The sequence below is a fragment of the Tardiphaga sp. 841_E9_N1_2 genome, assembly GCF_051811065.1.
Classification (GTDB): Bacteria; Pseudomonadota; Alphaproteobacteria; order Rhizobiales; family Xanthobacteraceae; genus Tardiphaga; species Tardiphaga robiniae.
Genome location: NZ_JBPWQC010000001.1, coordinates 25561 through 52047, shown reverse-complemented (window position 1 = coordinate 52047; position 26487 = coordinate 25561). Strand labels below are relative to the sequence as shown.

The following is a 26487-nucleotide window of genomic DNA, read 5'->3' as shown; positions in this document are numbered from 1 at the left end:
TCTGATAGAGTTAGAACCGAGGCTCTAGCGTTGTGTATTGACGCGTTTTCTTGACGCGAACCGGTGCCCACTTCGCTCGAAAACGCTCTAATGCCGCGTTGCGGACTCATCGGTGGCATCGAGCAGTGCTTCGGTGAACGGAAATTCAAGCACGATCTCGCCGTCCTTGTCCGTGACTTCCAGCACCGCTTTGAGCAGATCGCTCGGCGTGCCCTCGGAGCGCAGCAATTGCAGGATCATCGACCGCGCCACATCCCAGGCATGATCGGGATCCCGCAGTTCCTCGCCTTCGGGATCGACCACCAGCTCGTCGTTGATGCGTGTGTTGAAGAAATAAAGCGGCATGGCAATTCTCTTGGCACTGGGCTTGGGCGCTGACGCAGAAGATTTCAGACCACGCGAATATCCCGGAAGATGCGGCGGGCCGAGGACGAATCGGTGCCTTTCAACCAAAGGCCTTCGCTATCTATGGAACGTTCTCGCCTTTGCAATGTTGCACCGCAATCCGATTGTGCATTGCACGCATATTGTACCCCCATCGCTTCACATTGTGATGACGAAGTTGTTGGCGAACCTTTGAGCAGGGATTAGAGTTGTGGTTATGCAGTACCTGACTGCAGAGAAGCGGGAGATAAATATGGCCTGGAAAGCACCGAAGATCGTCGAAGTTGCAGTCGGCATGGAAATCAACATGTACGCCTGCGCAGCGCGCAAGTAAGACTTGAGCTCACGCTAAGATCTTAAGTTTTGGGGGCGCCTTCGTCATTGACGGGCGCCCCGCGTCTTTTTACGAGACGCGAATTGGCCGGGATTCAGGGCGATCTCATGTTGCGTGTTGTCGTTCTTGGAGCCGCGGCCGGCGGCGGTGTTCCGCAATGGAATTGCGGATGCCTGATTTGTCGTGCGGCGCGTAATGAGCGACCCGAACTGCGGAGCGGGCAAGCCTCCATCGCGGTGTCTGCCGACAACGCCAACTGGTTCCTGATCAATGCCTCGCCCGACCTGCGACAACAGGTCACCGATACGCCCCAGCTTCACCCCCATCCCGATCATGTCAGACACTCGCCGATCGCGGGCGTGATCCTCACCAATGGCGAGGTCGATGCGGTGGCCGGGCTCTTGTCGATGCGGGAAGGTTCGCCATTTACAATCTATGCGCACACACGTGTGCTGGCGATCCTGAAAGCCAACAGCATTTTCAACGTGCTCTCGGACAAGAATGTGCGCCGCGAAGCCATCGAGATTGATACGTCTTTCGAACCGAAGCTGCAGGATGGCACGCCGTTCGGCCTGGAGGTGTTGCCCTTCAGCGTGCCCGGCAAAAGCGCGTGGTATCTCGAAGGCCAGGCGCATCCGGCCGGTGAAGATGGCGACGGCGACACGCTGGGTCTGCGAATTGCCGAGAAGGCCACCGGCAAGTATTTCTATTTTATCGCGGCCTGCGCGCGGGTGACGCCCGAACTGAAGACGCGCATCTCCCGCGCCCCGCTGGTGTTCTTCGACGGTACCGTGTGGCGCGACGACGAACTCATCGCGGCAGGATTGGGCCAGAAGACCGGCCAGAGCATGGGGCATCTGTCGATGTCCGGCGCGGATGGCGCCATCAGTGAACTGGCCAATGCCGGCATCGCCAGAAAGTTCTTTCTGCACATCAACAATTCGAACCCGGCGCTGCTGCATGATTCCACCGAGCGCGCCGCATTGACCACCGCCGGCTGGCAGATTCCCGGCAATGGCATGGAGATCACGCTGTGAATGCCCCAGGTGCTACCATGACCAGTGCAAACACGATCGGCGCCAACGCTATTTCCGCCTATTCGATTTCGCCAGGGGTGCCGCTGGATAATGCCGCGCAACTGGAAGAGACGCTGCGGCATATCGGCGCGACGCGCTATCACAGCCTGCATCCGTTTCATAAATTGTTGCACGGCGGCAAACTCAACAAAGGCCAGGTGCAGGCCTGGGCGCTGAACCGCTATTATTATCAGAGCACGATCCCCATTAAGGACGCCGTGGTGATCTCGCGCTTCCGCGACCGCGCGACACGCGTGGAATGGCGGCATCGCATCGAGGATCACGACGGTGATACCGGCGCAGAAGGCGGCATCGAGCGCTGGCTGAAGCTGACCGAAGGGCTCGGCCTCGACTCAGCCTATGTGGAATCCACCGAAGGCATCCTGCCGGCGACGCGTTTCGCTGTGGAGGCCTATGTGCATTTCGTGCGCGACAGGACGCCGCTCGAGGCCATCGCCTCGTCGCTGACGGAACTGTTTGCGCCGAACCTGCATGAAGAGCGCATCTCTGGCATGCTGAAGCACTATGACTTCGTCAATCCGGACATCATGAGCTATTTCAGCCGCCGCCTGACCCAGGCGCCGCGCGATGCCGGCTTCGCGCTGGATTACGTCAAGCAGCATGCCACGACGCCGGCCGAGCGCCGCGCGGTTTGCAATGCACTGATCTTCAAGACCAATGTGTTGTGGGTGCAGCTCGATGCGCTGTATCATGCCTATGTGGACGGCCATGTGCCGCCGGGCGCGTTCGTCCCGGCCAAGTAAGAAGGCAACGATGACGGAGCTCCGCAGCAATCGTCGGATCAGTGTCAGCGAGGCGAGCAAGCCGGTCTTGCCGCGCCACGCCAAGCTGAAGTTCGACGAGACGCGCCAGCGCTGGGTGATCCTGGCGCCGGAGCGCGTGCTGGCGCCGGACGATATCGCCGTCGAAATCCTCCAGCTTTGCGATGGCGAACGTAACGTCGCCGATATCATCGACCTCCTGGCGGCGAAATACGCCGCGCCGCGCGACGATATCGGTACCGATGTTCTCGCGATGCTGCAGGATCTCGCCGACAAGGGCTTTCTCACGCAAGCGCGGGAGAAGACATCATGAGCCCCACCCTCACCGACGCCAGCCGCGTCTTCACCGATCCCGCCGACAGTCTCGCGATCATGGAGCGCACGCGCTCGACCGCCGAGACCTTCGGCATTCCCCTCGCCGTGCTGGCCGAACTCACCCATCGCTGCCCGCTGCAATGTCCATACTGCTCCAATCCCGTGGAACTCGACCGCGGCAGCACCGAGCTGACCACCGACGAATGGAAGAAGGTGCTGTCCGAGCTCGCCGAAATCGGCGTGCTGCAGATCCACTTCTCCGGCGGCGAACCGACCGCGCGCAAGGACATCGTCGAGCTGGTGCAGCATGCGACGGATGTGGGCCTGTATTCCAATCTCATCACCTCGGCGGTGCTGCTGACGCGCGACAAGCTCGCAGCGCTCGCCGATGCCGGGCTATGCCATGTACAGATCAGCTTCCAGGGCAATGAGCCCGTGGTGGCGGATCGCGTCGGCGGTTACAAGAATGGCCACAACAAGAAACTCGAAGTCGCCAGATGGACGCGCGAACTCGACCTGCCGCTGACGGTGAACGCCGTGATGCACCGGCAGAACCTGCATCAGCTCGCCGATATCATCCTGATGGCCGTGGATCTGGATGCCGACCGGCTGGAAGTCGCCAATGTGCAGTATTACGGCTGGGCGTTGAAGAACCGTGCCGCCCTGATGCCGACGATCGATCAGATCGACGAGACCAGCCGCATTGTCGAGGATGCGCAGGTGCGCCTGAAAGGCATTCTCGATATCGACTATGTCGTCCCGGACTATTACGCGCTGCGCCCGAAAAAATGCATGGGCGGCTGGGGCCGGCAGTTCTTCAACATCTCTCCATCAGGCAAGATCCTGCCGTGCCATGCCGCCGAGACCATCACCGGGATGGAATTCGAATCCGTGCGCTCCAATCATTCGATCGCCTGGATCTGGCAGAACTCCGAAGCCTTCAATCGCTATCGCGGCACCGGCTGGATGCCCGAACCGTGCCAGAGCTGCGCGTTCAAGGAAGTGGATTTTGGCGGCTGCCGCTGCCAGGCCTTCGCGCTGACCGGCGACGCCGGCAATACCGACCCCGCCTGCACGCTGTCGCCTGTTCACGCCGAAATCTTCAAACTGGCCGCGACGGAATCCACTGAGGGCCGCGACCGCTTCATCTATCGCAACTTCAAAGGCGGCACGCTGGAGCCGGACGCGGACCACGTTCATGGCCGCTGATGTCCCCGCCCCGGTGAATGCGGACCTGTTCGCGCCGCTGACCTCGGAACATTTCGATGTCGGCGACGGCCACGCAATCCATGTGGAGAGCGTCGGCCGCAGCGACGGCATTCCCGCGGTCTATCTGCATGGCGGCCCCGGCTCCGGCTGCCAGCCCGATCACCGCCGGCTGTTCGATCCGCAGCGCTTTCACACCGTGTTGTTCGATCAGCGCGGCGCCGGCCGCAGCAAGCCCAAAGGCCAGCGCGAGGCGAACACGCTGCCGCATCTGATCGCGGATATGGAAACGATCCGCACCCAATTCGGCTTCGACAAATGGCTCGTGGTCGGCGGCTCCTGGGGCGCGACGCTGGCGCTGGCCTATGCGCAGGCCCATCCCGAACGCGTGACCGGCATCGTGCTGCGCGCAACCTTTCTCGGCACGCGGGAAGAATTGCACGATGTCTTCAACGTCATGCTGCCGCGGCATTATCCCGGCCTGCATGGAGATTTTCTGAGCGCCCTTGCCGAAGCCGAGCGCGCCGATCCGCTGCCGAACTTCTATCGCCGCATTCTCGATGCCGATCCGGCCGTGCATGTCCCGGCGATCCGCGCCTGGGGCGGCACCGAAGCCATCCTCTCGGAAATCGCGCCGAAGCGCACACGGCTCGACCTTGCCGAGCTTGGCAACCAGACGCGGCCGATGCCGGCTACGCCAGCGATGGAAGCGCATTACTTCAAGCACGACTGCTTTATGCGGCCGCATCAGCTCATGGAAGACGCCGGCAAACTCACCGGCATTCCCGGCGTCATCATTCAGGGCCGTTACGACTTCCTCTGTCCGCCCGCGACGTCGCATGCCCTGGCCAAGCGCTGGACGAATGCCGAGGTGCGCATCGTTGAAGGCGCCGGTCACAGCCTGTATGACCCCGGCATGCGCGATGCGGTCATGAAGGCCATCGCCGATGTGGCGTCGAAACTGAAATAGGACTTCTGGAATGCCGATCAAAGGCACGGGAATGCTGATGACGTCGATGGATATCGACGCCAGCCACGAGCAGGAATTCAACGCGTGGTACGACCGCGAGCATCTCGCCGAGCGCGTCGCCATCGAGGGCTTTGTCGAGGCCCGGCGTTACGTGGCCGTGAATGCCAGGCCGAAATATCTCGGGCTCTATTCAACTGCGACATTCGACGTGCTGGACAGTGATGCCTATCGCACGGCGCTGGCCAACCAGACCAAGTGGTCGCTGACCAATATCGGCCGTTTCCAGAACATGCTGCGCTCGGTGGCTCGGATCACTGTGAGCCGCGGTCAGGGCCGCGGCGCGGCACTTGGACTGGTGCGCATCCGGCCACCCGCCGAAGGCGCTGACAAACTGCGCAGCGCCATCGAAGCGCAGCTCGATCCCGGCGATATCAACGGCATCATCTCCATGCATTTGATGGAAAGCGATCCCCGCCTCTCGAAGCCGCTCACCGACGACCCTGCCGCGCCCAATCCCGCCGCCCGCGACTGGTATGTGATGATCGACGGCACGGATGTCGAAGCCGTCGCTGCGATCATGAAGGGCCGCTTCACTGCGGGCATTGCAGCGGCAAAGGCAGAGTTGATTTCCGAGGGGACCTACCGGCTGATGTGGGACCTGGCGAAGAGCGATCTTTGAACTCACGGTCGACGCGGCCTTTCTGAACCTCGCCCCGCTTGCGGGGAGAGGTCGGAGTCGGCGCGCAGCGACGGCTCCGGGTGAGGGGGAGTTAGAGGTGAAGCTCAGCAAAAGCCCCTCACCCCACCCTCTCCCCGCAAGTGCGGGGCGAGGGAGTGCATCGACCGCGCCCAGCCTCGATTGAACGCATCCCGCTTCTGAAGCGACCAAGGTGAACTTGCCCGCAACGGGCTGCCTCTCCTTGCGAGACGTCGATGACCATCCGTGTGCTGTCCCTTCTGGTTCTCACCGCCGCTCTGATCATCGGCAGCCCGCTGGCGCGTGCCGAGGACGAGCCGGCCAAGGTCGATGCGGTGAAGGCAGCCGAATTCAACAAGCGCATGTTTGCCGGCCCGCTGGGTCCGAAGCTGACCTATGCCTGCTTCGTCCGGCGCTATGACGCCGAGCATCTGGCACGGCATCCCAAGCAGAAGGTCAGCACCATGAAGCTGCTGGTCGTCGCCGGGCATCCGCCCGAGGAAAGCTACACGCCCTACTCGTTCCGGCTCGGCTTCAAATATCGCCATCGCAAAGGCGACTGGGATTCCAGCGGTTCTTGCGGCCAGATCCAGGATACCGACAAGGGCCAGGAAGTGAAGTTCGCATGCAGTGTCGATTGCGACGGCGGCGGCATTGCGATCGGCTTGGCCAAAGACATCGACGCAACGCTGGTCCGCGTCGAGCGCGTCCGCATCTGGCAGAACAGTAAGCCCGATGAAGAACCCGGCACCGACGCGCTCACCGGCGGCGAAGACGACAAGATTTTCCGGCTCGATCGCACGAGTCTGAAGGAATGTGAATCCTTGATCACGGACCGCAAGGAACTCGCGGCGATGCGCAGCAAGTAAGCGTGATTGACGCCAAATCGGAGCCAACCATGAATCGACGCAGCCTATTGTGGACCGCCCTGTCGACGGTCGGCGCGGGACTATTGGCATCGCGAGCGAGTGCCGCGACGGCCGACCAGAAGCCGCCTGCCAAGCTCAAGGTCGTCTATCATCTCGCCGATGCCGACCGGGTGAATTTCGCGCTTGGCAATATCCAGAACCATTTCGACGGTGTCGGCGGCCCCGACAACGTTACCATCGCGCTGGTCGTGCTCGGGCCGGCACTGAAGTCATTTGCCCGGGCTTCCGCCAATCCCGACATCACCGCGCGGGTCACCAAATTCACCAAGTCCGGCCTGCAACTGGCCGCCTGCAGCAACACCATGAAGGCGCAGGATGTGACGCTGGACGGCCTGCTGCCGGGCTTCACCATCGCCGACCGCGGCGGTGTCGTCCGGATCGCCGAGCTGCAGTCGCAGGGCTATCTGTATATTCGGCCTTAGGCATCGCTTCGGACGAGCATGTTGGAAATTAGAACTCGTCATGCCCGGGCTTGATCCGGGCATCCATCTTTATGTCCGCTGGAGGAAGTTGGATGGCCGGGTCAAGCCCGGCCATGACGCGGAGAGGTTCGCGATCCGCATCTCACTGCACCGCAGTCGCCCGCGCGAATACCCACAAAACCGACGCACAAAATTTGCACAATTGTCATGCCGCCGGGCCAATCTGGCGAACACGGAATTGCGATCCGGCCCCCGCGACCTGAATGGAACCGTTCGGCTTGCCATGCGTAGGGGTTTGGGGCGATCATTGGAACCGGGCCGCGGAACGTTTCGCGCGGCGATCGGCCTTTTGATAATTGCGAACAGAACAAGGCATCATGAATCCCGTCAAAGCACTCGAATCCCATGGTCAGGCCGTTTGGCTGGACTTCCTCGCCCGCGGCTTCGTCGCCAAAGGCGACCTCAAGAAGCTGATCGACACTGACGCCGTGAAGGGCGTGACGTCGAACCCGGCGATCTTCGAGAAGGCGATCGGAAGTTCGGACGAATATGATGCCCCGATTGCCGAGGCGCTGAAGTCCGGCGACAAATCGCCTGCCGACCTGTTCGAGCACATTGCCGTCGAGGACATCCAGCACGCCGCCGACGTGCTGAAACCGGTTTACGACAAGATGAAGGGCGACGACGGCTTCGTCAGCCTCGAAGTCTCGCCCTATCTCGCCAATGACACCAAGGGCACGGTCACTGAGGCGGAGCGCCTGTGGGCGAGCGTCAAGCGCCCAAACCTGATGGTGAAGGTGCCGGCAACGCCGGAGGGGCTGCCCGCGATCCAGCAACTGATCGGCGAAGGCATCAGCATCAATGTGACGCTGCTATTCGCGCAGAAGACCTATGTGGAGGTCGCCGAGGCCTATCTGAATGGTCTGGAAAAATATGTTGCCGGCGGCGGCGATCCCTCGCATGTGGCCAGCGTCGCCTCGTTCTTCGTCAGCCGCATCGATGCGCAGGTCGACAAGCAGCTCGACGACAAGATCGCCAAGGCCAATGATCCATCCGAGAAGGCGCGGCTCAAGGACCTCAAGGGCAAGGTCGCCATCGCCAATGCGAAACTCGCCTATCAGGAATATCTGGAACTGTTCGCCGGCCCGCGCTGGGAGAAGCTGAAGGCCAAAGGCGCAAAACCGCAGCGCCTGCTCTGGGCCTCCACCGGCGTGAAGAGCAAGGACTATCGCGACACGCTCTATGTGGAAGAGCTGATCGGCAAGAACACCGTCAATACCGTGCCGCCCGCCACGCTGGACGCCTTCCGCGACCATGGCGAAGTGCGCGACAGCCTCGAAGAGAATGTCGAGGATGCCAAGAAGGTGCTGGCCGATCTCGCCAAGACCGGCATTTCGCTCGACGCGATCACGACCCATCTTGTCGAGGACGGCGTCAAGCTGTTCGCCGATGCGGCCGACAAGCTATACGGCGCTGTGGCGCACAAGCGCGCAACATCGCTGGGTAACGGGATCGGATCGCAGAAGCTGGCGCTGGGCGACGGCATCACGAAGAAGGTCGCGACCTCGACCGAAGACTGGCGCGCGTCCGCAAAGATCCGCCGGCTCTGGCATAAAGACAAATCGGTCTGGACCGGATCGGATGAAGACAAGTGGCTGGGCTGGCTGAACAGCGCCTTTGCCGAGAAGGCCAAGCTCGCCGACTACAACGACTTCGCCAAATGGGTGAAGGCGCAGGGATTCACCGATGCGGTGGTGCTCGGCATGGGCGGATCGAGCCTCGGGCCGGAAGTGCTGGCGCAGACTTTTGCCAAGGTGTCGGGCTTCCCGAAATTGCATGTGCTGGACTCCACCGATCCCGCACAGGTGCGCGCCATGGGCGCTGCGGTGACCACGGCCAAGACGCTGTTCATCGTCTCCAGCAAGTCCGGCGGCACCACCGAGCCGAATGTGATGAAGAACTATTTCTTCGACGAGGTGACCAAGGCGGTCGGCGCCGACGAGGCTGGATCGCACTTCGTCGCCGTCACCGATCCCGGCTCATCGCTGGAGAAGGTCGCGAAGACCCAAAAGTTTGCGCGCATCTTCCATGGCGACCCGACCATCGGCGGGCGCTATTCGGTGCTGTCGCCATTCGGCCTTGTGCCGGCCGCTGCTGCAGGCGTCGACCTCACCAAACTGCTGGATCTCACGCTGTCGATGGTCCGCTCCTGCGGGCCGGATGTGCCGCCCGCTGAAAATCCCGGCGTCCAGCTCGGCCTTGCGATGGGCAATGCCGGGCTCGATGGCCGCGACAAGGTCACCATCCTGTCCTCGAAGAAAATCGCCGATTTCGGCGCATGGGCCGAACAGCTCATCGCCGAGTCCACCGGCAAGGACGGCAAGGGCCTGATCCCGATCGACGGCGAGACGCTGGGCGAACCTTCCGTCTATGGCACGGACCGCTTCTTCATCGACCTGCGCACATCTGGCGAAGACGACAAGGCGCATGACGACAAGCTCGCCGCGCTTGAAAAGGCGGGCCATCCCGTCGCGCGCATCGTGATGCCGTCCATCGATCATCTCGGCCAGGAGTTCTTCCGCTTCGAAATCGCGACAGCCGTCGCGGGATCGATTCTGGGCATCAACCCGTTCAACCAGCCAGATGTGGAAGCCGCCAAGATCAAGACGCGCGAGCTGACGGAAGCGTTTGAGAAGACCGGTTCGCTGCCACCGGAGACGCCGGTGGTGTCGTCAAAGGAAGCCGATCTCTATACGGACGATAGCAATGTCGAACTGCTGAAGAAGGCCGGCGCCAATGGCGATCTGACGTCATGGCTGAAGGCGCATTTCCGCCGCGTCACGCCCGGCGATTACGTCGCGCTGCTCGCTTATGTCGAACGCGACGGCGAGCATATCGACACGCTGCAGCACATGCGTATGGCGGTGCGCGACAAGAAGAAGGTGGCAACCTGCGCCGAATTCGGCCCCCGCTTCCTGCATTCGACGGGCCAGGCCTACAAAGGCGGGCCGGATACCGGTGTCTTCCTGCAGATCACCGCGGACGATGCCAAGGATCTCGCCATCCCCGATTACCGCGCCTCGTTCGGTGTCATCAAGGCGGCACAGGCGCGTGGTGACTTTGGCGTGCTGACGGATCGCAACCGCCGCGCCCTGCGCATCCATCTCAAGGGCGATCTCAAGGCCGGACTTGCTGTTCTCGACAAGGCGATTACTGCCGCATTGAACTAAACGACGATCCGCATGGCCCGGACATTGCTTCGGGTCATGCGCAATCAATAAAGGACATCACACAATGCAGCTCGGCATGATCGGTCTCGGCCGAATGGGCGGAAATATTGTCCGCCGCCTGATGAAGAACGGTCACACCGCCGTCGTCTATGACAAGGACGCCAAGGCCGTCAGCGGCCTCGCCTCCGAAGGTGCCACCGGCGGATCGTCGCTGGAAGATTTCGTGAAGAAGCTCGACAAGCCGCGCGCCGTCTGGGTCATGTTGCCCGCCGGCAAGATCACCGAGACCACCATCGATGCGCTGACCAGGCTGCTGGAGCCCGGCGACACCGTCATCGACGGCGGCAACACGTTCTGGCAGGACGACGTCCGCCGCGGCAAGGCGCTGAAGGAAAAGGGCCTGTATTACATCGACGTCGGCACGTCCGGCGGCGTCTGGGGCATCGATCGCGGCTACTGCATGATGATCGGCGGTGAAAAGAGCGTCGTCGATCGTCTCGATCCGATCTTCAAGACATTGGCGCCGGGCATCGGCGACATCCCGCGCACGCCGGGCCGCGACAACAGCGATCCGCGCATCGAGAACGGCTACATCCACGCAGGCCCCGTCGGCGCCGGTCACTTCGTCAAGATGGTCCATAACGGCATCGAATACGGATTGATGCAGGCCTATGCCGAAGGCTTCGACATCATGAAGAATGCCAATATCGAGGCGCTGCCGGAAGCGCATCGCTTCGATTTGAATTTGCCTGACATCGCCGAAGTCTGGCGCCGCGGCAGCGTGATCCCGTCATGGCTGCTCGACCTCACCTCCTCCGCGCTCGCCAAGAATGAGACGCTGGATACCTATTCGGGCTTCGTCGAGGACTCCGGCGAAGGCCGCTGGACGGTGAATGCCGCCATCGACGAGGCGGTCCCCGCCGAAGTTCTGACGGCGGCGCTGTTTGCGCGGTTTCGCTCGCGCAAGGAGCACACATTTGCAGAGAAGATTCTATCCGCGATGCGCGCCGGTTTCGGCGGCCACAAAGAGCCCGATCAGCATCCGGATCCAAAACGGCAGGACGCGCCTGATATCATCAAACCAAAGGCGTAGCCCGCATGACCGAGATACAAGCTCCAGGCCCTGCCAAATCCAAGAAGAAGCCAGACCCTTGCGCATTCGTGATCTTCGGCGTCACCGGCGATCTCGCCCACCGGCTGGTCATCGCGGCGCTGTATAACCTGCAGGCGGCCGATCTTCTGCCGGAGAAATTCTGCGTCGTCGGCATCGCCCGCAAGGACATGACCGGCGCGGAACTCCGCGATGACCTGATGAAGGGCCTGAAGCAATATGCGACGCGCCCGGTCGACGACGCCATCGCGCAGAAGCTGCTCAATTGTGTCACCTGCATCGAGGCCGATCCGGGCGAGCCGGAATCCTTTGATCGCATGCGCGAACAGCTCGACAAACTCGAGGAAGCGCGCGGCACCGGCGGCAATCGCCTGTTCTATCTGGCAACGCCGCCTTCGGCCTTCGCGCCGATCGCGCGCCAGCTCGGCCGTACCGGGATGCTGAAGGAAAATGGCTCGTGGCGGCGCCTTGTGGTGGAGAAGCCGTTCGGCACCGACCTCGAATCCGCGAAGAAGCTGAACAGTGAACTGCTCGGCCTGATGAACGAGCAGCAGATCTACCGGATCGATCACTATCTCGGCAAGGAGACGGTGCAGAACATCCTGGTGCTGCGCTTTGCCAATGGCATGTTCGAGCCGATCTGGAATCGCAACCATATCGATCACGTGCAGATCACCGTGGACGAGAAACTCGGCGTCGGCCATCGCGGCTCGTTCTATGACGCCACCGGCGCGCTGCGCGACATGGTGCCGAACCATCTGTTCCAGCTGCTGTCGCTGGTGGCCATGGAACCGCCCGCGCGGTTCGAGGCCAATGCGGTTCGCTCCGAGAAGGCCGAAGTGCTCGCCGCCGTCACCACGCAGACCGAAGCCGAAGCACTGCAGAATTCGGTTCGCGCGCAGTATGTTGCTGGCCATGTCGGCGATACCGACATTGGTGATTATCTGAAGACCAAAGACGTCAAGGATGGCAGCACCACTGAGACCTATGCAGCGATGAAGCTGTCGATCGACAACTGGCGCTGGGCCGGCGTTCCTTTTTATCTGCGCACCGGCAAGGCACTCGGCATCAAGCGCACCGAAGTGGCGATCAAGTTCAAGCAGGCACCGTTCGCGATGTTCCGCGACATGTCCGTGGAAAGCCTTGCCGAGAATTTCCTGGTCATCGCGGTGGAGCCGAACGAAGGCATCTCGCTGAAGTTCAACACCAAGGTGCCCGGTCCGGCCGTGGAGATCGACGGCGTCGAGATGAAGTTCCGCTACAAGGACTACTTCCAGGCCGCGCCAGCGACGGGCTATGAGACGCTGATCTACGACTGCATGATCGGCGACAACATCCTGTTCCAGCGCGCCGACAGCGTGGAAGCCGGCTGGCGTGCCGTGCAGCCGTTCCTCGATGCATGGAAGAAGGCCGGCAAGGATGGGCTGAAGACCTACAACGCCGGCAGCGAAGGTCCCGAAGAAGCCAACGACCTGCTCAAGCGCGACGGTCGTAGCTGGCGCGTGCTGAGCTGACGCGATGACAGCGCCCAATCGCCATATCGTCGTGGTCGAGGATGCGGTGGCTCTCGCCGAGGCCGCAGCCGACCGGCTGATCGAGCGCATCGAAGCCAATCCCGGCCGCATCGCCATCTGCATGACCGGCGGATCGAGCCCGAAGCGGCTCTATGAACTGCTCGCCACCGAACCCTATCGCAGCGAAATCCCCTGGGATCGCGTACACTGGTTCATCGGCGACGACCGCTTCGTTTCTTCAAGCGATCCGCTCAACAACATGAGTATGGCGCGAACTGCGTTTCTGGATGCATGCGCGCCGCTTGCGAATGTGCACCCAATCAAGACCGATGCGGCGAATCCGGATGAAGCCGCTGCGCTCTATACGCGCGAGCTGCAGTTGTTCTACGGAGCCGACAAGCTCGATAAAGCCAAACCGCTGTTCGATCTGGTGTTGCTCGGCGTCGGCCCCGATGGCCACGTAGCGTCGTTGTTCCCCGGCTATCCAGCCATCGAGGTGACAGAGCGCTGGGTCGTCGGCGTGCCCGAAGCCCATGTGAAGCCGTTCGTGCCGCGCGTCAGCCTGACGCTGCCGGCACTGGCCTCATGCCGCGAGATGCTGTTCCTGATGAGCGGCGAGGACAAGCGCGCAATCCTGACGCGGGTGCTGAAGGGCGAGGATCTGCCAGCCAATCGCGCGCGGTCGGACGGCGAAACCGTTTGGCTGTGCGACAAGGCCGCCCTGCCGGACGACGCGCGTGGCTGACACCGCGCCCAAGACTCTGGCACCCAAGATCCTGGCACCCAAGGCTCTGGTGGTGATGGGCGTCTCCAGCTCAGGCAAGAGCACGATCGCGAAGACACTTGCTGAACGCCTCGGCTGGCGCTTCGCCGATGGCGACGATTTTCACCCGAAGGCAAATATCGAGAAGCAGCGCGCGGGCCAGCCACTCACCGACGACGATCGCTGGCCCTGGCTGCAGAGCATTGCCGACGAGATCGACCGCGTCACCGCCGATGGCCAAAAGCTTGTCGTCGCCTGTTCTGCGCTCAAGCGCGCCTATCGCGATCTGCTATTGCACGGCCGCGACGACATTCGCATCGTCTATCTCGACGGCTCCAGGGAGCTGATCGCCAAGCGCATGGCGGCGCGGAAGAATCATTTCATGCCGCCGACGCTGCTCGACAGCCAGTTCAAGACGCTCGAAATCCCCGGACCAGACGAACGTCCCATGACAGTATCCATCGACGACGATGTCGACGGCATCGTCTCCGCCATCATCAAACAACTGCCGGCCTGAAGGATCAAACCATGACCAAGATCGCTCTCGTGGTGTCCGATGTCGACGGTACGCTCGTCACCCACGACAAACGCCTCACCGACACGGCCAAGGCGGCCGTGAAGAAACTGGAAGACGCCGGCATCGGGTTCACGATCACGTCGAGCCGCCCGCCCGTCGGCATGCGCTTCCTGGTGAAGCCACTGGGGATCACGCTGCCGATCGGCCCGTTCAACGGCAGCTCCATGGTGGACGGCGACCTCAAGCCGATCATGCAGCACCTGATCCCGGAAGCTGCCACCAAGCGCGCCATCGAAGTGTTGGAAGACCACGGCGTCGATATCTGGATTTTCACCAATGATGAATGGGTGATCAAGCGCGACGACGGCAAATATGTGCCGCATGAGCGCGACACCATCCAGCATGAGGCCGTGATGGTGGATGACTTCTCGCCCTATCTTGCCAAGGCCTGCAAGATCGTCGGCGCCAGCGCGGACTTTCCGTTGCTGGAGCGCTGTGAGGGTGCGATGCAGAAGGCGCTGGGCGATACAGCTGTCGCCGTGCGCTCGCAGAACTACTATCTCGACATCACTCCGCCCAACCAGAACAAAGGCACCTTTGTGCAGGCTATGGCGCAGCGCCTCGGCATCTCCCTTGAGGCCATCGCCACCATCGGCGACATGCGCAACGACCTGCCGATGTTCAAGGTGTCAGGCATGTCGATCGCCATGGGCAATGCGAGCGACGATGTGAAGTCGCAGGCGACGGATGTGACGACGTCGAATGAGGAGGAAGGCTTTGCGGGCGCGGTGGAGATGATTCTGAAAAGGAATGCCACGTGACGTAGCCCCCTCCCCCTTGCGGGGAGGGTTAAGAGAAGAGCTACTTCGCCCGCTCCACCTTCTTCTCCTGCGGACGCTTGGCGCTCGCCAGATTATGCGCCACGGCGATCAGCGCGATATGGGTCAGCGCCTGCGGGAAATTGCCGGTCTGGCGTTTGACGCCGCTGTCATATTCTTCCGCCAGCAGGCCGACATCATTGGCGATCGCGACGACGCGATTGAAGAGTTCTTCCGCCTTGGCGATCTCGCCCATCTTGATATAGGCCTCGGCCAGCCACAGGCTGCAGGCGAGGAACGCACCCTCGGCGGGCTGAACCTCGCCGGTGACCTCGCGCGGATCGTGGCGCAGCACGAAGCCGTCACGTATCAGATATTTCTCGACCGCTGCGATCGTGCCCTTCACGCGAGGATCGTCGGCCGGAAGAAAACCCAGAGCCGGCAGCAGCAGAATGGCGCCGTCGAGCACGTCCGAGCCATAGGATTCCACGAAGGTATTTTCGCGGGGATCGAACCCTTTCTCGCAGACGTCGCGGTGAATCTCTTTGCGCAGTTCCTTCCACTGGTCGACAGGGCCCTTGAGATTGAATGTCTCGGCGCTCTTGATGGCGCGGTCGAACGCAACCCAGCAGCCGACTTTCGACAGCACATAGTGCTTGCCGGGGCCGCGGCGCTCCCAGATGCCGTGATCGGGCTTGTTCCAGACCGAAGCGAGATGTTCGAGGATCTCGCATTCCACCGCCCAGGTGCCATCCTCGAGATCGAGTTTGGCAACGCGGGTCTGGTGGAAGGCATCAATCAACTCGCCATAGACGTCGAGCTGCAGCTGCGCATGCGCAGCATTGCCCACGCGCACCGGCAGCGCGCCGCCATAGCCGGGTAGCCAGTCGGCCTCCCATTCGAGCAGGCGACGCTGGCCCATGATGCCATACATGATCTGCATCTCGGCCGGCGCGCCGGCGACGGCGCGCAGCAGCCAGCGATACCAGGCGCGGGCCTCATCCGTGTAGCCGCTGTTCATCAGCACCAGCAGCGTGAAGGTCGCGTCGCGCAGCCAGCAGAAGCGATAGTCCCAATTTCTGGAGCCGCCGAGCTTTTCGGGCAGCGACGTGGTCGGCGCCGCGACAATACCGCCGGACGGCGCATAGATCAGCGCCTTCAGCGTGATCAGCGAGCGCATCACGAGATCGCGGTGCTCGCCTTTATAGGTGCAGCGGCTGCTCCATTCTTTCCAGAATTCCTCGGTGTCCTTCAGCGCCTCGTCAACGTTGATCGGCGCCGGCACCTTCAGATGCGACGGCCCATAGGTCAGCACGAACGGGACGCTGTCGCCCTGTTTGACTTCGAATTTCGCGACGGTCGTAAGGTTCTCGCCATGGGTCTCGACGGGCGTGTGCAGCACGGTCATGTCGGGCCCGCAAATCGCCAGCACTCCGCCGTCCTTGTCGCGCTTCACCCAAGGGATGGCCGCGCCGAATCCGAAGCGGATGATCAGCTCCATCCGGACCGTCACCGTGCCGCGATCGCCGCGGACGATGCGCACCACATCGGAAGCGGCGCCGCGCGGCGGCATGAAGTCGATCAGCGTGATGGCGCCGTCGTCCGTCTCCAGCGTGGTTTCCAGAATGAGCGAGTCGCCGCGATAGCGCCGTTTGCATGCCGTGATCGGAGCGTCGGGCGTGATTTGCCAGCGGCCGTGATCCTTGGTGCCGAGCAGCGCGGTAAAGCACGCGTCGGAATCGAAGGCCGGCCAGCACAGCCAGTCGATCGATCCGTTGCGGTTGACGAGAGCGGCGGTCTCACAATCGCCGATCAGCGCGTAATCTTCGATATTGCTGTACAAAGTCTTTCCGCCACCTGACAAAATTTAGGTCAATGCGGACAGACTCCTGTCCGCGGTTGCAATGTGCAGCGCGTCACGATCGATCGACGTGGCCATCGTCTCCACCGTGGCCGGCAGCCGCTGCCGCCAGTTCGGATGCTCATTGATGGTGCCGGGAATATTCGGCTGATCGATCACACCCAACAGGTCTTCCAACGCGAGGGCCAGCAAACGGGTCCGCGTGCGCGCGAGAAAGTGAGCGACGGCGTAGAAGTCTTCGGTATTGATGCCCTGGGCTCGCAGCGCCTCGCTGAGCATCTGCAGCGCGTAACGGCGGGCATCGTCGCTCTCGCCGGGATCGATGCCCAGCGAGCGCTTCAGCTGCAGATCGTGCAGGCTGCGCCAGCCGGCATAGGTCGGCAGATCATGGGTATTGAATGTCACCAGCGCATTCGGTGCGTAATAGTCGATACCGCGGAAGGCATAGCGTTCATCACGCTCGAACATCATCACCAGATACGACCAGATGCCCCAGGATGCGAGATGATCGCGGAAGCCGTCCGGCACGGTACCGAGGTCCTCACCGATCACCACACAGCGATTGGCGACGCTCTCCTGCGCCGTCACGGCCAGCAGTGCTTCCAGCGGCATCTTTACATAGGCGCCGTTGTCGGCGTCGTAGCCATGCGGCACGACGTAAAGCCGATTGAGGCCGAGCACGTGATCGAGCCTGACGGCGCCGGCATAGCGCATCGAGGCGCGCAACATGTCCTTGAACGGCGCGAAGCCCTGCACTTCCAGCCCTGCGGCATTGAAGCCGGCGAGACCCCAGTTCTGCCCGGCGGGCTGCAGCGCATCGGGCGGCGCACCGACTGACAGATGACGCGAGATCGCGATCTGCTCGTTCCAGGCATCGAAGCCGCCGGACTGCACGCCGACGGCGACGTCGAGATAGAGGCCGACGGGCATGCCGAGCTTCGTCGTCAGATCGAAACACGCCTTGAGCTGCAGATCGGCATTCCACTGCACATACTCGATGTAAGCCACGTCCTTGCCGTCCGGCCCGGCGCGGAAGGCGTCGCAGGTCGCGTCATCGGGCAGCAGCCATTCCGACGGCCAGTCCCACCACGCGGTCTGGTGCTGATGGCGCAGCACTTCGAAACAGGCGAAGCGCGTCAGCAGCGGCGCGCGCTCGGCGCGGAATGCGGCAAAGGCCTTCTGACGCTCGGATGTCGGATCGGCATAGAAAGCCTCGAAGGCCGCGCGCATGCCCTTCGACTTTGCCGCAGCAATGTCAGGGTAATCGACGAACTTGCTGGCGCGCATATTCGCCAGCATATCGCCGCTGTCATGGGCCGCATATTCGGGCAGCGCCTCGACGTCGATATAGAGCGGATTGAGAAACAGCCGGCTGTTCGGCGAATACGGACTGCATTCGGCCGGCCTGTCGTCGAAGAGCGCATGCAGCGGGTTGAGACCGACACCGCCGGCGCCGAAACTGGCGGCCAGTCTGATCAGGTCCTGCAGATCGGTGAAGTCGCCGATGCCCCAGTTGCGCTCGGAGCGCACGCCGTAGAGCTGTACGGCGAGAATCCAGGACCGATCGAAGGTACCGGAAAATGCCTTGGACGGCGCGACGATGAAGGGCGCCTCGTCGGGGAATTTCTTGGCGTCGACCAGCCTGAGCCGGTGCACGCCGACCGGCAGGTCGCGCGGCCAGGTGATCTCGCGCCCCTCCGTCGTTCCCTCGGCGATAACCTTAACCCCGTCGAGAATTTTCCAGGTCAGGGGAAACGTGGCAGCCTCATTGAGGACCGTGCGGGCACCCTCGCCGGCCCGGACCACGACCGGACTCGCCACGAAGCGATGCGGTGTGCGCACCGGCATGGCGTCCAGAATGAGCTTCAGGGCAGCTTCGCCCGTGGTGTGCCACTGGCCTTGACCGTCGTGAAAACCGGTCTGGATTCCGAGTTCGGCAGCTTTAGTGAAAAGGTCCATTCGGCACGCTGTTTGCAGAGCAACAATCGAAAGTTGCTGGGAAATTTCTGAATTTGCGGAAGAGGATAGCCGATTTCAACGCGTCGATCTAAGCTGAGTTCCATGGGGAACCAAACCCCTGTCACGGGGCTTTGTATATGATCGCACCGTCTCTTTTTGAAAAATCGAACAGGGACGACACCTCATGATGGCATCACCGTGAACAGAACATCGCAAATCGTGGACACCGCCGGTATCGGCGGGGCTTTCCATATCGAAAACATCTATCCGATCATCGACGCTGGCCGCTTCCCGGTCAAACGCATCGTGGGCGAACCTGTCGCCGTCTACGCCGACCTGTATCGCGATGGTCACGAGATCATTGCCGCAGCCATTGTCTGGCGCCGCGAGCAGGACCGCGAGTGGAATCGGGTCCCGATGACGCTGGAGGTCAATGACCGCTGGGGCGGCACATTCACGCCTGACCGCATCGGCCGCTATGTGTATGCGATCGAGGCCTGGACCGACGAATTCGCGACCTGGCGCCACGGCTTCGAACTGAAGCTGAAGGCGGGACAGGATGTCACACTGGATGCGCTGGAAGGCGCCGGTCTGATGACCAAGGCGCAGAATGGCGGGCCCGAGGCTTCGGCGCTCATCGTCAAGCAATGCGAGAATTTCCTGCAGACCGGCGACAATGAGCCGCTGCTGTCACCTGAGCTGCGCACCGCCATGGGCGAGGCACAGTTGCGCCCGGACCTGACGCGCTCACCTTTGCTGCCGCTGATGATCGACCGTGAACGTGCCCGCAACGGTGCGTGGTACGAGATGGTGCCGCGCAGCCAGAGCACGGTGCCCGGCCAGCATGGCACGTTCCGCGACTGTATTGCCCGCCTGCCCGACGTGCAGGCCATGGGCTTCGACGTGCTGTATTTCACGCCGATCCACCCCATCGGCAAGACCAACCGCAAGGGCAAGAACAACTCGCTGACCTCCGAACCAGGCGATGTCGGCAGCCCCTATGCCATTGGCGGCGCCGAGGGCGGCCATGACGCGATCCACCCCGAACTCGGCACCATAGAAGATTTCCATGCGCTGATCGCTGCGTGCAAGGAGCACGGTCTGGAAGTGGCGATCGACGTGGCCGTGCAGTGCTCGCCGGATCATCCGTGGGTCAAAGAGCATCCGGACTGGTTCAAGCGTCGGCCCGACGGCTCGATGAAATATGCCGAGAATCCGCCGAAAAAATACGAAGACATCCATAATCCCGACTTCGACAGCGAGGACGCGGGATCGCTGTGGAATGCGCTGCGCGACATGCTGCTGTTCTGGTGCGACCAGGGCGTCAAGATCTTCCGCATCGACAATCCGCACACCAAGCCGTTGCGGTTCTGGGAATGGGCGATCCACGAGGTGCAGTTGAAGCATCCGGACGTGCTGTTTCTGGCGGAAGCCTTCACACGCCCGAAGCTGATGAAGGGCCTCGCCAAGCTCGGCTTCTCGCAGAGCTATACCTATTTCACTTGGCGCACCGCGAAGTGGGAGATGGAGCAATATCTCAACGAACTATGCGGCTATCCGGAGCGCGAATTCTATCGCCCGAACTTCTTCGTCAACACGCCGGACATCCTGCCCTATCACCTGCAATCCGGCGAAGCCTGGATGTTCAAGGCCCGCGTGGCACTGGCGGCCGCGCTGTCGTCGACCTATGGCATCTATAACGGTTTCGAATTGCTCGAACACGAGGCCATTCCGGGCAAGGAGGAATATCTGAACTCGGAGAAATACGAGATCAGGACCCGCGACTGGAATGCGCCGGGCAATATCAAGCCCTACATCACCGCGCTCAATCACGCGCGCCGCGCCAACCCGGCACTGCAGCAGACATCGAACCTGCGCTTCATGCCGGTGGAGAACGACAACATCATCGGCTTCGTCAAGGAGTCGGTGGACGGCACCAATACAGTCGCCGGCGCCATCGCGCTGTCGCGCGATCCGTATGAATTCTGGCTGCCGATCGACACGCAAGTCACGGTCGATGGCGAGAAGCGCAACGTCGCCGCCGTCGAGAACATCATTACCGGCGAGCGCCATGGCGTCGAATGGGGCGGCATCCGCCTGCGTCTCGATCCCCAGCGCGATCCCGCCATCTTCTTCCGTTGCCTCGCCTGAAAGCGTTGACATGAACGTAATGACCGATATCGACGTTAAAGCGAAACAGCGCGCCGAGGAGATCGACAAGCTCTGGTACAAGGACGCCATCATCTATCAGCTGCATGTGAAGACCTTCGCTGACAGCAACCATGACGGCATCGGCGACTTTATCGGCCTGACCGAGAAGCTGGATTACCTGCAGGATCTCGGCGTCACCACCATCTGGCTGATGCCGTTCTATCCGTCGCCCGGCCGCGACGACGGCTACGACATCGCCGACTATGGTTCGATCCATCCCGACTTCGGCACGATGAAGGACTTCAAGCGCTTCATCCACGAAGCCAAGCGCCGCGGCTTGCGCGTGATTACCGAACTCGTCATCAATCACACGTCGGACCAGCATGACTGGTTCAAACGCGCCCGCCGCAGCCCGGCCGGCTCCAGTGCGCGCAACTGGTATGTCTGGAGCGACACCGACCAGAAATATCAGAGCACCCGGATCATCTTCACCGATACCGAAAAGTCGAACTGGACCTGGGACCCGGAGGCCAAGGCCTATTACTGGCACCGCTTCTTCTCACATCAGCCGGATTTGAATTTCGACAATCCGCGCGTCGTCTCTGCCGTGGTGCAGGTGATGAAACGCTGGCTGGATGCCGGCGTCGATGGCTTCCGTCTGGACGCGATCCCCTATCTTGTCGAGCGCGACGGTACCAATAACGAGAACCTGCCGGAAACGCACAAGGTCATCAAACATCTGCGTGCCGAGCTCGATGCCTATGCGCCGGGCAAACTGTTGCTGGCCGAGGCCAATCAGTGGCCCGAAGACGTGCAGGAATATTTTGGCAACAGTGATGAATGCCACATGGCCTATCACTTCCCGCTGATGCCGCGCATCTATATGGCGCTGGCGCAGGAAGACCGCTTCCCGATCACCGATATCATGCGGCAGACGCCGGACATTCCTGGCGACTGTCAGTGGGCGATGTTCCTGCGCAATCACGACGAGCTGACGCTGGAAATGGTCACGGACGTCGAGCGCGACTATCTGTGGTCGACCTATGCGAACGATCCGCGCGCGCGCATCAATGTCGGCATTCGCCGTCGCCTGGCGCCTTTGATGGACAACGATCGGCGCAAGATCGAGCTGCTGGACTCGTTGTTGCTGTCGTTCCCCGGCACGCCGATCATCTATTACGGCGACGAGATCGGCATGGGCGACAATATCTATCTCGGCGACCGCAACGGCGTGCGCACACCGATGCAGTGGGCACCGGACCGCAATGGCGGCTTCTCGCGCGCAGATCCTGCGCGGCTCTATGCACCGCCGATCATGGATCCAATCTACGGTTATGAGTCGGTGAACGTGGAGGCGCAGTCGCGCAGCCTATCGTCACTGCTGTCGGCGACCAAACGGCTCATTGCTGTCAGAAAATCGACGCTCGCTTTCGGTCGCGGCACCATGACCTTCATCCGCCCCGACAACCGCTCCGTTCTCGCTTATGTGCGCCAGCTCGGCGACGAAGCGATCCTCTGCGTCGCCAACCTGTCGCGCGCCGCGCAGGCCACCGAACTCGATCTATCGCCGTGGAAGGAACGCGTGCCGCTGGAAATGCTCGGCCGCACCAAATTCCCGCCGATCGGCGATCTGCCTTACATGATCACGCTGGCGCCTTACGGCTTCTACTGGTTCCAGCTGCAGCTCCGCGATGTCTCCGAGCATTCGCAGCCGCCGGTGGTACCGGAATTCGAAACGCTGGTGGTGCCGCTCGGCTCGACCTGGATGACTCTCGCCCGTACGCGCGGTGTGTTCGAGCGCGACGTGCTGCCCTCCTTCCTGGCGCGCAGCCGCTGGTATCCGGAGCGACAGCCAAAGGCGATCCAGCCCGCGCTCACCGGCGCGATCCCGTTCTGCGAGATCGGCGACAATCGTCCATGGCTGGTGTTCTTCGAAACCACGCAGCGCAATGTGGCGACGCGCTATCTGCTGCCCATGCAGATCGAGTGGACCCGCTTCGATCGCGAACGCTACAATCCGAAAGCCTTTGCCGCTGTCCGCCAGGGCGCACGCGAAGGCACCCTGCTCGATGTCGCCACCGACCACATCTTCATTGCGCTGCTGCTGCACAATTTGCGCATTTCACTGACCGTCGAAGAAGAGGGCAACCGTCTGGAATTCCGGCCGACGACCAAGCTCGCCGAAAAGCCGGCTGCGCCGCTGGAGAACATCCGTGCGGTCGAAACCGAACAGTCCAACAGCACTGCATTGGTCGACAACGATTACGTCGTGAAGATCTATCGCAAGCTGCAGGCCGGCATCAATCCGGAGATCGAGGTCAGCCGTTTCCTGACGGATATCGCCGGTTTCACCAATACGCCGGCTTTGCTTGGCAGTGTCGAACTGGTGGAGGGCGATCAACGCACCGCCGTCGCCATCGTGCATGCCTTCGTGCAGAATCAGGGCGATGCCTGGACGGTGACATCGGCCTATCTCGACCGTTTCGCCGATGAGCAGCGTCTGCTGGCGGTGGATGACCACGCGCCTCACAGTGAAGAGCAGGTACCGTATCTACTCTATATGTCGCAGACCGGCCGCCGTGTCGCCGAGATGCAGATGGCGCTGGCCAGCCGCGACGACATCCCGGATTTCAAGCCGGAGCCGACGTCGCCTGACGATATCAGGCTCTGGATCAATGAAATCGTCACGCGTGCGGAGCCGGTATTTAGTGCGCTCGCCCAACGTCGCAATGCTGCAAAGGATTCGGATCGCGCGCTGATCGATCAGGTGCTGGAACTGCGCCACGGCTTGCGGGGGTGGCTGACCGAGCTGCTGCCGGAGAATATCGATGGACTGAAGATCCGCCATCACGGCGATTTCCATCTCGGCCAGATGCTGATCGTCAAGGATGATATCTTTATCATCGACTTCGAGGGTGAACCGCGCAGGTCGATCGATGAGCGCCGCCGCAAGGCGCCCGCTGCGCGCGATATCGCCGGGCTCATTCGCTCGATCGATTATTCGGCAACGGCAGCGCTGGAACGCGCGCTCAAGGTAACTTCGGACGACACCGGCAAGCTGGCAGCCGCACTGGACGCCTGGCGGGAACGTGCCACCACGGCTTTCGTTGACGCCTATCGCGAGACCATGACCGATGCGCGGCTGTGGCCGGCAGACGCGGGAGCCACCAAAGAAATGCTGAACTTCTTCCTTCTGGAAAAGGCGCTTTATGAAATCGAATACGAACTTGCGCATCGGCCAGATTGGCTGCGCGTGCCGCTGACTGGCATCCTGCGCATTCTGAACCAGTATTCTGAGGAAGCCGTATGACCAATTTGCCCGCCGAGGCTTACGCAATCGTCGAAGGCCGCCACTCCGATCCATTTCACTATCTCGGCCCCCACAAGGAAGCCGATAAGACGGTCGTGCGCGCTTTCCTGCCGGAAGCCGTGAAGGTCGATGCCATTGATGATCACGGTGCGACGACGGCATTGGAGCGCGTGCATGACGCCGGGCTGTTTGTCGGCGCGCTGGCTAATGGCTCGACCAAGTATCAACTGCGGGCGCGCTATGGCGACAGATCCGTCGATCTTGACGATCCTTATCGCTTTCCGCCGATCCTCACCGAATTCGATCTCTATCTGCTCGGCGAAGGCACGCATCAGCGGCTCTATGACAAGCTCGGCGCCCATCCGATGGTGCTCGAAGGCGTCAACGGCGTCGGCTTCGTCGTGCTTGCACCCAATGCAAAGCGCGTCAGCGTGGTCGGCGATTTCAATTTCTGGGATGCGCGGCGTCATCCCATGCGCGTGCGCGGTGCCGGCTACTGGGAGCTGTTCATCCCGGGCGCGATGCCCGGCGATCACTACAAGTTCGACATCATCGGCCCGCATGGACAGTTGACGCAAAAATCCGACCCGATGGCCTTCGCCGCCGAGCTGCGGCCCTCCACAGCGTCCGTCGTGCTCGACGAAACCAGGATCCCGCATCCGCGCCATGCCCCGGATCACATCAATGCGCTGAACAAGCCGATGTCGATCTATGAGGTGCATCTGGGCTCGTGGCGCCGCAAGGGTGACAATGAATGGCTGACCTATCGCGACCTAGCAGAGACGCTGCCGCGCTATGCCCGCGATCTTGGCTTCACCCATGTGGAATTCCTGCCCGTCAACGAACATCCGTTTGACGGTTCATGGGGCTATCAGCCGACCGGCATGTTTGCGCCGACGAGCCGCTTCGGCACGCCGGCAGAATTCGCATTGCTGATCGACGCTTGCCACGCCGAAGGGCTCGGCGTGCTGCTCGACTGGGTGCCCGGGCACTTCCCGGATGATCCGCATGGCCTCGGCAATTTCGACGGCACGGCCCTTTATGAACATGCCAACCCGCTGCAGGGCCGGCACATGGACTGGGGCACGCTGATCTACAATTACGGCCGCACCGAAGTCGTGAACTTCCTCGTCTCCAACGCGCTGTTCTGGCTCGAGCGTTACAATGTGGATGGGCTGCGCGTCGATGCCGTCGCCTCGATGCTGTATCTCGATTACAGCCGCGAAGCCGGCGCCTGGATTCCGAACAAATATGGCGGTCGCGAGAATATCGAGGCCGTCAGCTTCCTGCGCCGCTTCAACACCGAGGTCTTCGCCAAATTTCCGAATGCGACCACGGCGGCGGAGGAATCCACTGCTTGGCCGCAGGTCTCACGCCCCGTTGAATTCGGCGGGCTCGGATTCGGCTACAAGTGGAACATGGGCTGGATGCATGACACGCTGAATTACATCAGCAAGGATCCGATCTATCGCAAGTACCAGCACAACGACATTCTGTTCGGGCTGCAATACGCCTTCTCAGAAAATTTCGTGCTGCCGCTATCGCATGACGAAGTCGTGCACGGCAAGCGGTCCATCCTGGGCCGCATGCCGGGCGACGACTGGCAGCGGTTCGCCAATCTGCGTGCGTATTACGCCTTCATGTTCGGACATCCCGGCAAGAAGCTGATGTTCATGGGCTGCGAATTTGCCCAGGAGCGCGAATGGAATCATGACACGTCGCTGGACTGGCACCTGCTCGAGCAGGACAAGCATGCCGGCATCCATTCGCTGATCCGCGATCTCAACGAGCTGTATCGCAACCAGCCGGCACTGCATGAACTCGATTGCGATCCCGCGGGCTTCGAATGGATGATCACCGACGATGCCGGCAACAACGTTTTCGCCTGGCTGCGTAAGGGCGCCAACCCGCGCACGCAGTGCCTCGTGGTCGTGAACTTCTCGCCCAACGTCTATCACGATTACCGCGTCCGCGTGCCGTTCACCGGCGCCTGGCGCGAGGTGTTGAATTCCGACGCCGCGCATTATGGCGGCAGCAATGTCGGAAATTCGGGCGAAGTCATTGCCAAGGGGCTTGTCCCCGAACTCAGTCTGACCCTTCCACCGCTGGCCGCACTCTTTCTCGTACCGGAATTCTAG

General features: G+C 61.7%; 21 protein-coding genes. 18 read left to right on the top strand and 3 right to left on the bottom strand.

What is annotated here, in order from left to right; translation table 11 throughout:
- Positions 1 to 87: 87 nt before the first annotated feature.
- Positions 88 to 345, bottom strand: a complete 258-nt coding sequence (locus AB8A50_RS00225) for a DUF6894 family protein (RefSeq protein WP_089267437.1) — start codon at positions 343 to 345, stop codon at positions 88 to 90.
- A 292-nt stretch (positions 346 to 637) separates the two neighbouring features.
- Between AB8A50_RS00225 and pqqA the strand changes: the two genes are divergently transcribed.
- The 15 genes from pqqA (at position 638) to AB8A50_RS00150 (ending at position 15071) form a co-directional block, all read left to right on the top strand.
- Positions 638 to 718, top strand: a complete 81-nt coding sequence (gene pqqA / locus AB8A50_RS00220) for a pyrroloquinoline quinone precursor peptide PqqA (protein WP_089267584.1) — start codon at positions 638 to 640, stop codon at positions 716 to 718.
- 107 nt (positions 719 to 825) lie between these two features.
- Positions 826 to 1755 (top strand): pyrroloquinoline quinone biosynthesis protein PqqB, encoded by a 930-nt coding sequence (gene pqqB, locus AB8A50_RS00215; protein ID WP_439079891.1) that lies wholly within the window; start codon positions 826 to 828, stop codon positions 1753 to 1755.
- Between the two features lie 17 nt (positions 1756 to 1772).
- Positions 1773 to 2558, top strand: coding sequence for a pyrroloquinoline-quinone synthase PqqC (gene pqqC, locus AB8A50_RS00210; protein ID WP_439076367.1), 786 nt, complete (start codon positions 1773 to 1775; stop codon positions 2556 to 2558).
- Positions 2559 to 2568: 10 nt separating this feature from the next.
- The gene (pqqD, locus tag AB8A50_RS00205; RefSeq protein WP_309946761.1) at positions 2569 to 2889 is read left to right on the top strand and encodes a pyrroloquinoline quinone biosynthesis peptide chaperone PqqD; all 321 of its coding nucleotides are present in this window, start codon (positions 2569 to 2571) and stop codon (positions 2887 to 2889) included.
- Positions 2886 to 4100, top strand: a complete 1215-nt coding sequence (gene pqqE / locus AB8A50_RS00200) for a pyrroloquinoline quinone biosynthesis protein PqqE (protein WP_439076366.1) — start codon at positions 2886 to 2888, stop codon at positions 4098 to 4100. Before pqqD ends, pqqE begins: the two co-directional genes overlap by 4 nt.
- Positions 4090 to 5067 carry a prolyl aminopeptidase gene (gene pip, locus AB8A50_RS00195; protein WP_439076365.1) on the top strand — a complete coding sequence of 326 codons (978 nt, stop codon included), beginning with the start codon at positions 4090 to 4092 and terminating at the stop codon, positions 5065 to 5067. Before pqqE ends, pip begins: the two co-directional genes overlap by 11 nt.
- 10 nt (positions 5068 to 5077) lie before the next feature.
- Positions 5078 to 5746 (top strand): hypothetical protein, encoded by a 669-nt coding sequence (locus AB8A50_RS00190; protein ID WP_439076364.1) that lies wholly within the window; start codon positions 5078 to 5080, stop codon positions 5744 to 5746.
- 254 nt (positions 5747 to 6000) lie between these two features.
- Positions 6001 to 6633, top strand: coding sequence for a hypothetical protein (locus AB8A50_RS00185; protein WP_439076363.1), 633 nt, complete (start codon positions 6001 to 6003; stop codon positions 6631 to 6633).
- Between the two features lie 29 nt (positions 6634 to 6662).
- Positions 6663 to 7115 carry a DsrE family protein gene (locus tag AB8A50_RS00180; RefSeq protein WP_439076362.1) on the top strand — a complete coding sequence of 151 codons (453 nt, stop codon included), beginning with the start codon at positions 6663 to 6665 and terminating at the stop codon, positions 7113 to 7115.
- Between the two features lie 377 nt (positions 7116 to 7492).
- Positions 7493 to 10345, top strand: coding sequence for a bifunctional transaldolase/phosoglucose isomerase (locus AB8A50_RS00175; RefSeq protein ID WP_439076361.1), 2853 nt, complete (start codon positions 7493 to 7495; stop codon positions 10343 to 10345).
- Between the two features lie 64 nt (positions 10346 to 10409).
- Positions 10410 to 11438: a phosphogluconate dehydrogenase (NAD(+)-dependent, decarboxylating) gene (gene gnd, locus AB8A50_RS00170; RefSeq protein ID WP_439076360.1), complete on the top strand. Its 1029-nt coding sequence runs from the start codon at positions 10410 to 10412 to the stop codon at positions 11436 to 11438.
- A gap of 5 nt (positions 11439 to 11443) precedes the next feature.
- Entirely contained in the window at positions 11444 to 12970 is a 1527-nt protein-coding gene (zwf, locus tag AB8A50_RS00165; RefSeq protein ID WP_439076359.1) for a glucose-6-phosphate dehydrogenase, read from the top strand.
- A gap of 4 nt (positions 12971 to 12974) precedes the next feature.
- Positions 12975 to 13715 carry a 6-phosphogluconolactonase gene (gene pgl / locus AB8A50_RS00160; protein ID WP_439076358.1) on the top strand — a complete coding sequence of 247 codons (741 nt, stop codon included), beginning with the start codon at positions 12975 to 12977 and terminating at the stop codon, positions 13713 to 13715.
- Positions 13716 to 13770: 55 nt separating this feature from the next.
- On the top strand, positions 13771 to 14250 hold the full coding sequence (locus AB8A50_RS00155) for a gluconokinase (protein ID WP_439079890.1): 480 nt from the start codon (positions 13771 to 13773) through the stop codon (positions 14248 to 14250).
- An 11-nt stretch (positions 14251 to 14261) separates the two neighbouring features.
- A complete protein-coding gene (locus AB8A50_RS00150; RefSeq protein ID WP_439076357.1) occupies positions 14262 to 15071 on the top strand; it encodes an HAD family hydrolase in 810 nt (269 codons plus the stop codon).
- A gap of 40 nt (positions 15072 to 15111) precedes the next feature.
- Here the strand turns inward: AB8A50_RS00150 and AB8A50_RS00145 are convergent, their stop codons facing one another.
- Together AB8A50_RS00145 and malQ are read right to left on the bottom strand one after the other, a co-directional pair.
- The gene (locus AB8A50_RS00145; RefSeq protein WP_175367270.1) at positions 15112 to 16911 is read right to left on the bottom strand and encodes a glycoside hydrolase family 15 protein; all 1800 of its coding nucleotides are present in this window, start codon (positions 16909 to 16911) and stop codon (positions 15112 to 15114) included.
- Positions 16912 to 16935: 24 nt separating this feature from the next.
- Positions 16936 to 18888: a 4-alpha-glucanotransferase gene (malQ, locus tag AB8A50_RS00140; RefSeq protein WP_439076356.1), complete on the bottom strand. Its 1953-nt coding sequence runs from the start codon at positions 18886 to 18888 to the stop codon at positions 16936 to 16938.
- Between the two features lie 198 nt (positions 18889 to 19086).
- Here malQ and AB8A50_RS00135 point away from each other — a divergent pair, with 198 nt between their 5' ends.
- The 3 genes from AB8A50_RS00135 to glgB are packed head-to-tail and all read left to right on the top strand — an operon-like array spanning position 19087 to position 26487.
- Positions 19087 to 21039 carry an alpha-1,4-glucan--maltose-1-phosphate maltosyltransferase gene (locus AB8A50_RS00135; protein ID WP_439076355.1) on the top strand — a complete coding sequence of 651 codons (1953 nt, stop codon included), beginning with the start codon at positions 19087 to 19089 and terminating at the stop codon, positions 21037 to 21039.
- Positions 21040 to 21049: 10 nt separating this feature from the next.
- Positions 21050 to 24349 (top strand): maltose alpha-D-glucosyltransferase, encoded by a 3300-nt coding sequence (gene treS / locus AB8A50_RS00130; protein ID WP_439076354.1) that lies wholly within the window; start codon positions 21050 to 21052, stop codon positions 24347 to 24349.
- On the top strand, positions 24346 to 26487 hold the full coding sequence (gene glgB / locus AB8A50_RS00125; protein ID WP_439076353.1) for a 1,4-alpha-glucan branching protein GlgB: 2142 nt from the start codon (positions 24346 to 24348) through the stop codon (positions 26485 to 26487). The genes treS and glgB overlap by 4 nt, the downstream gene beginning before the upstream one ends.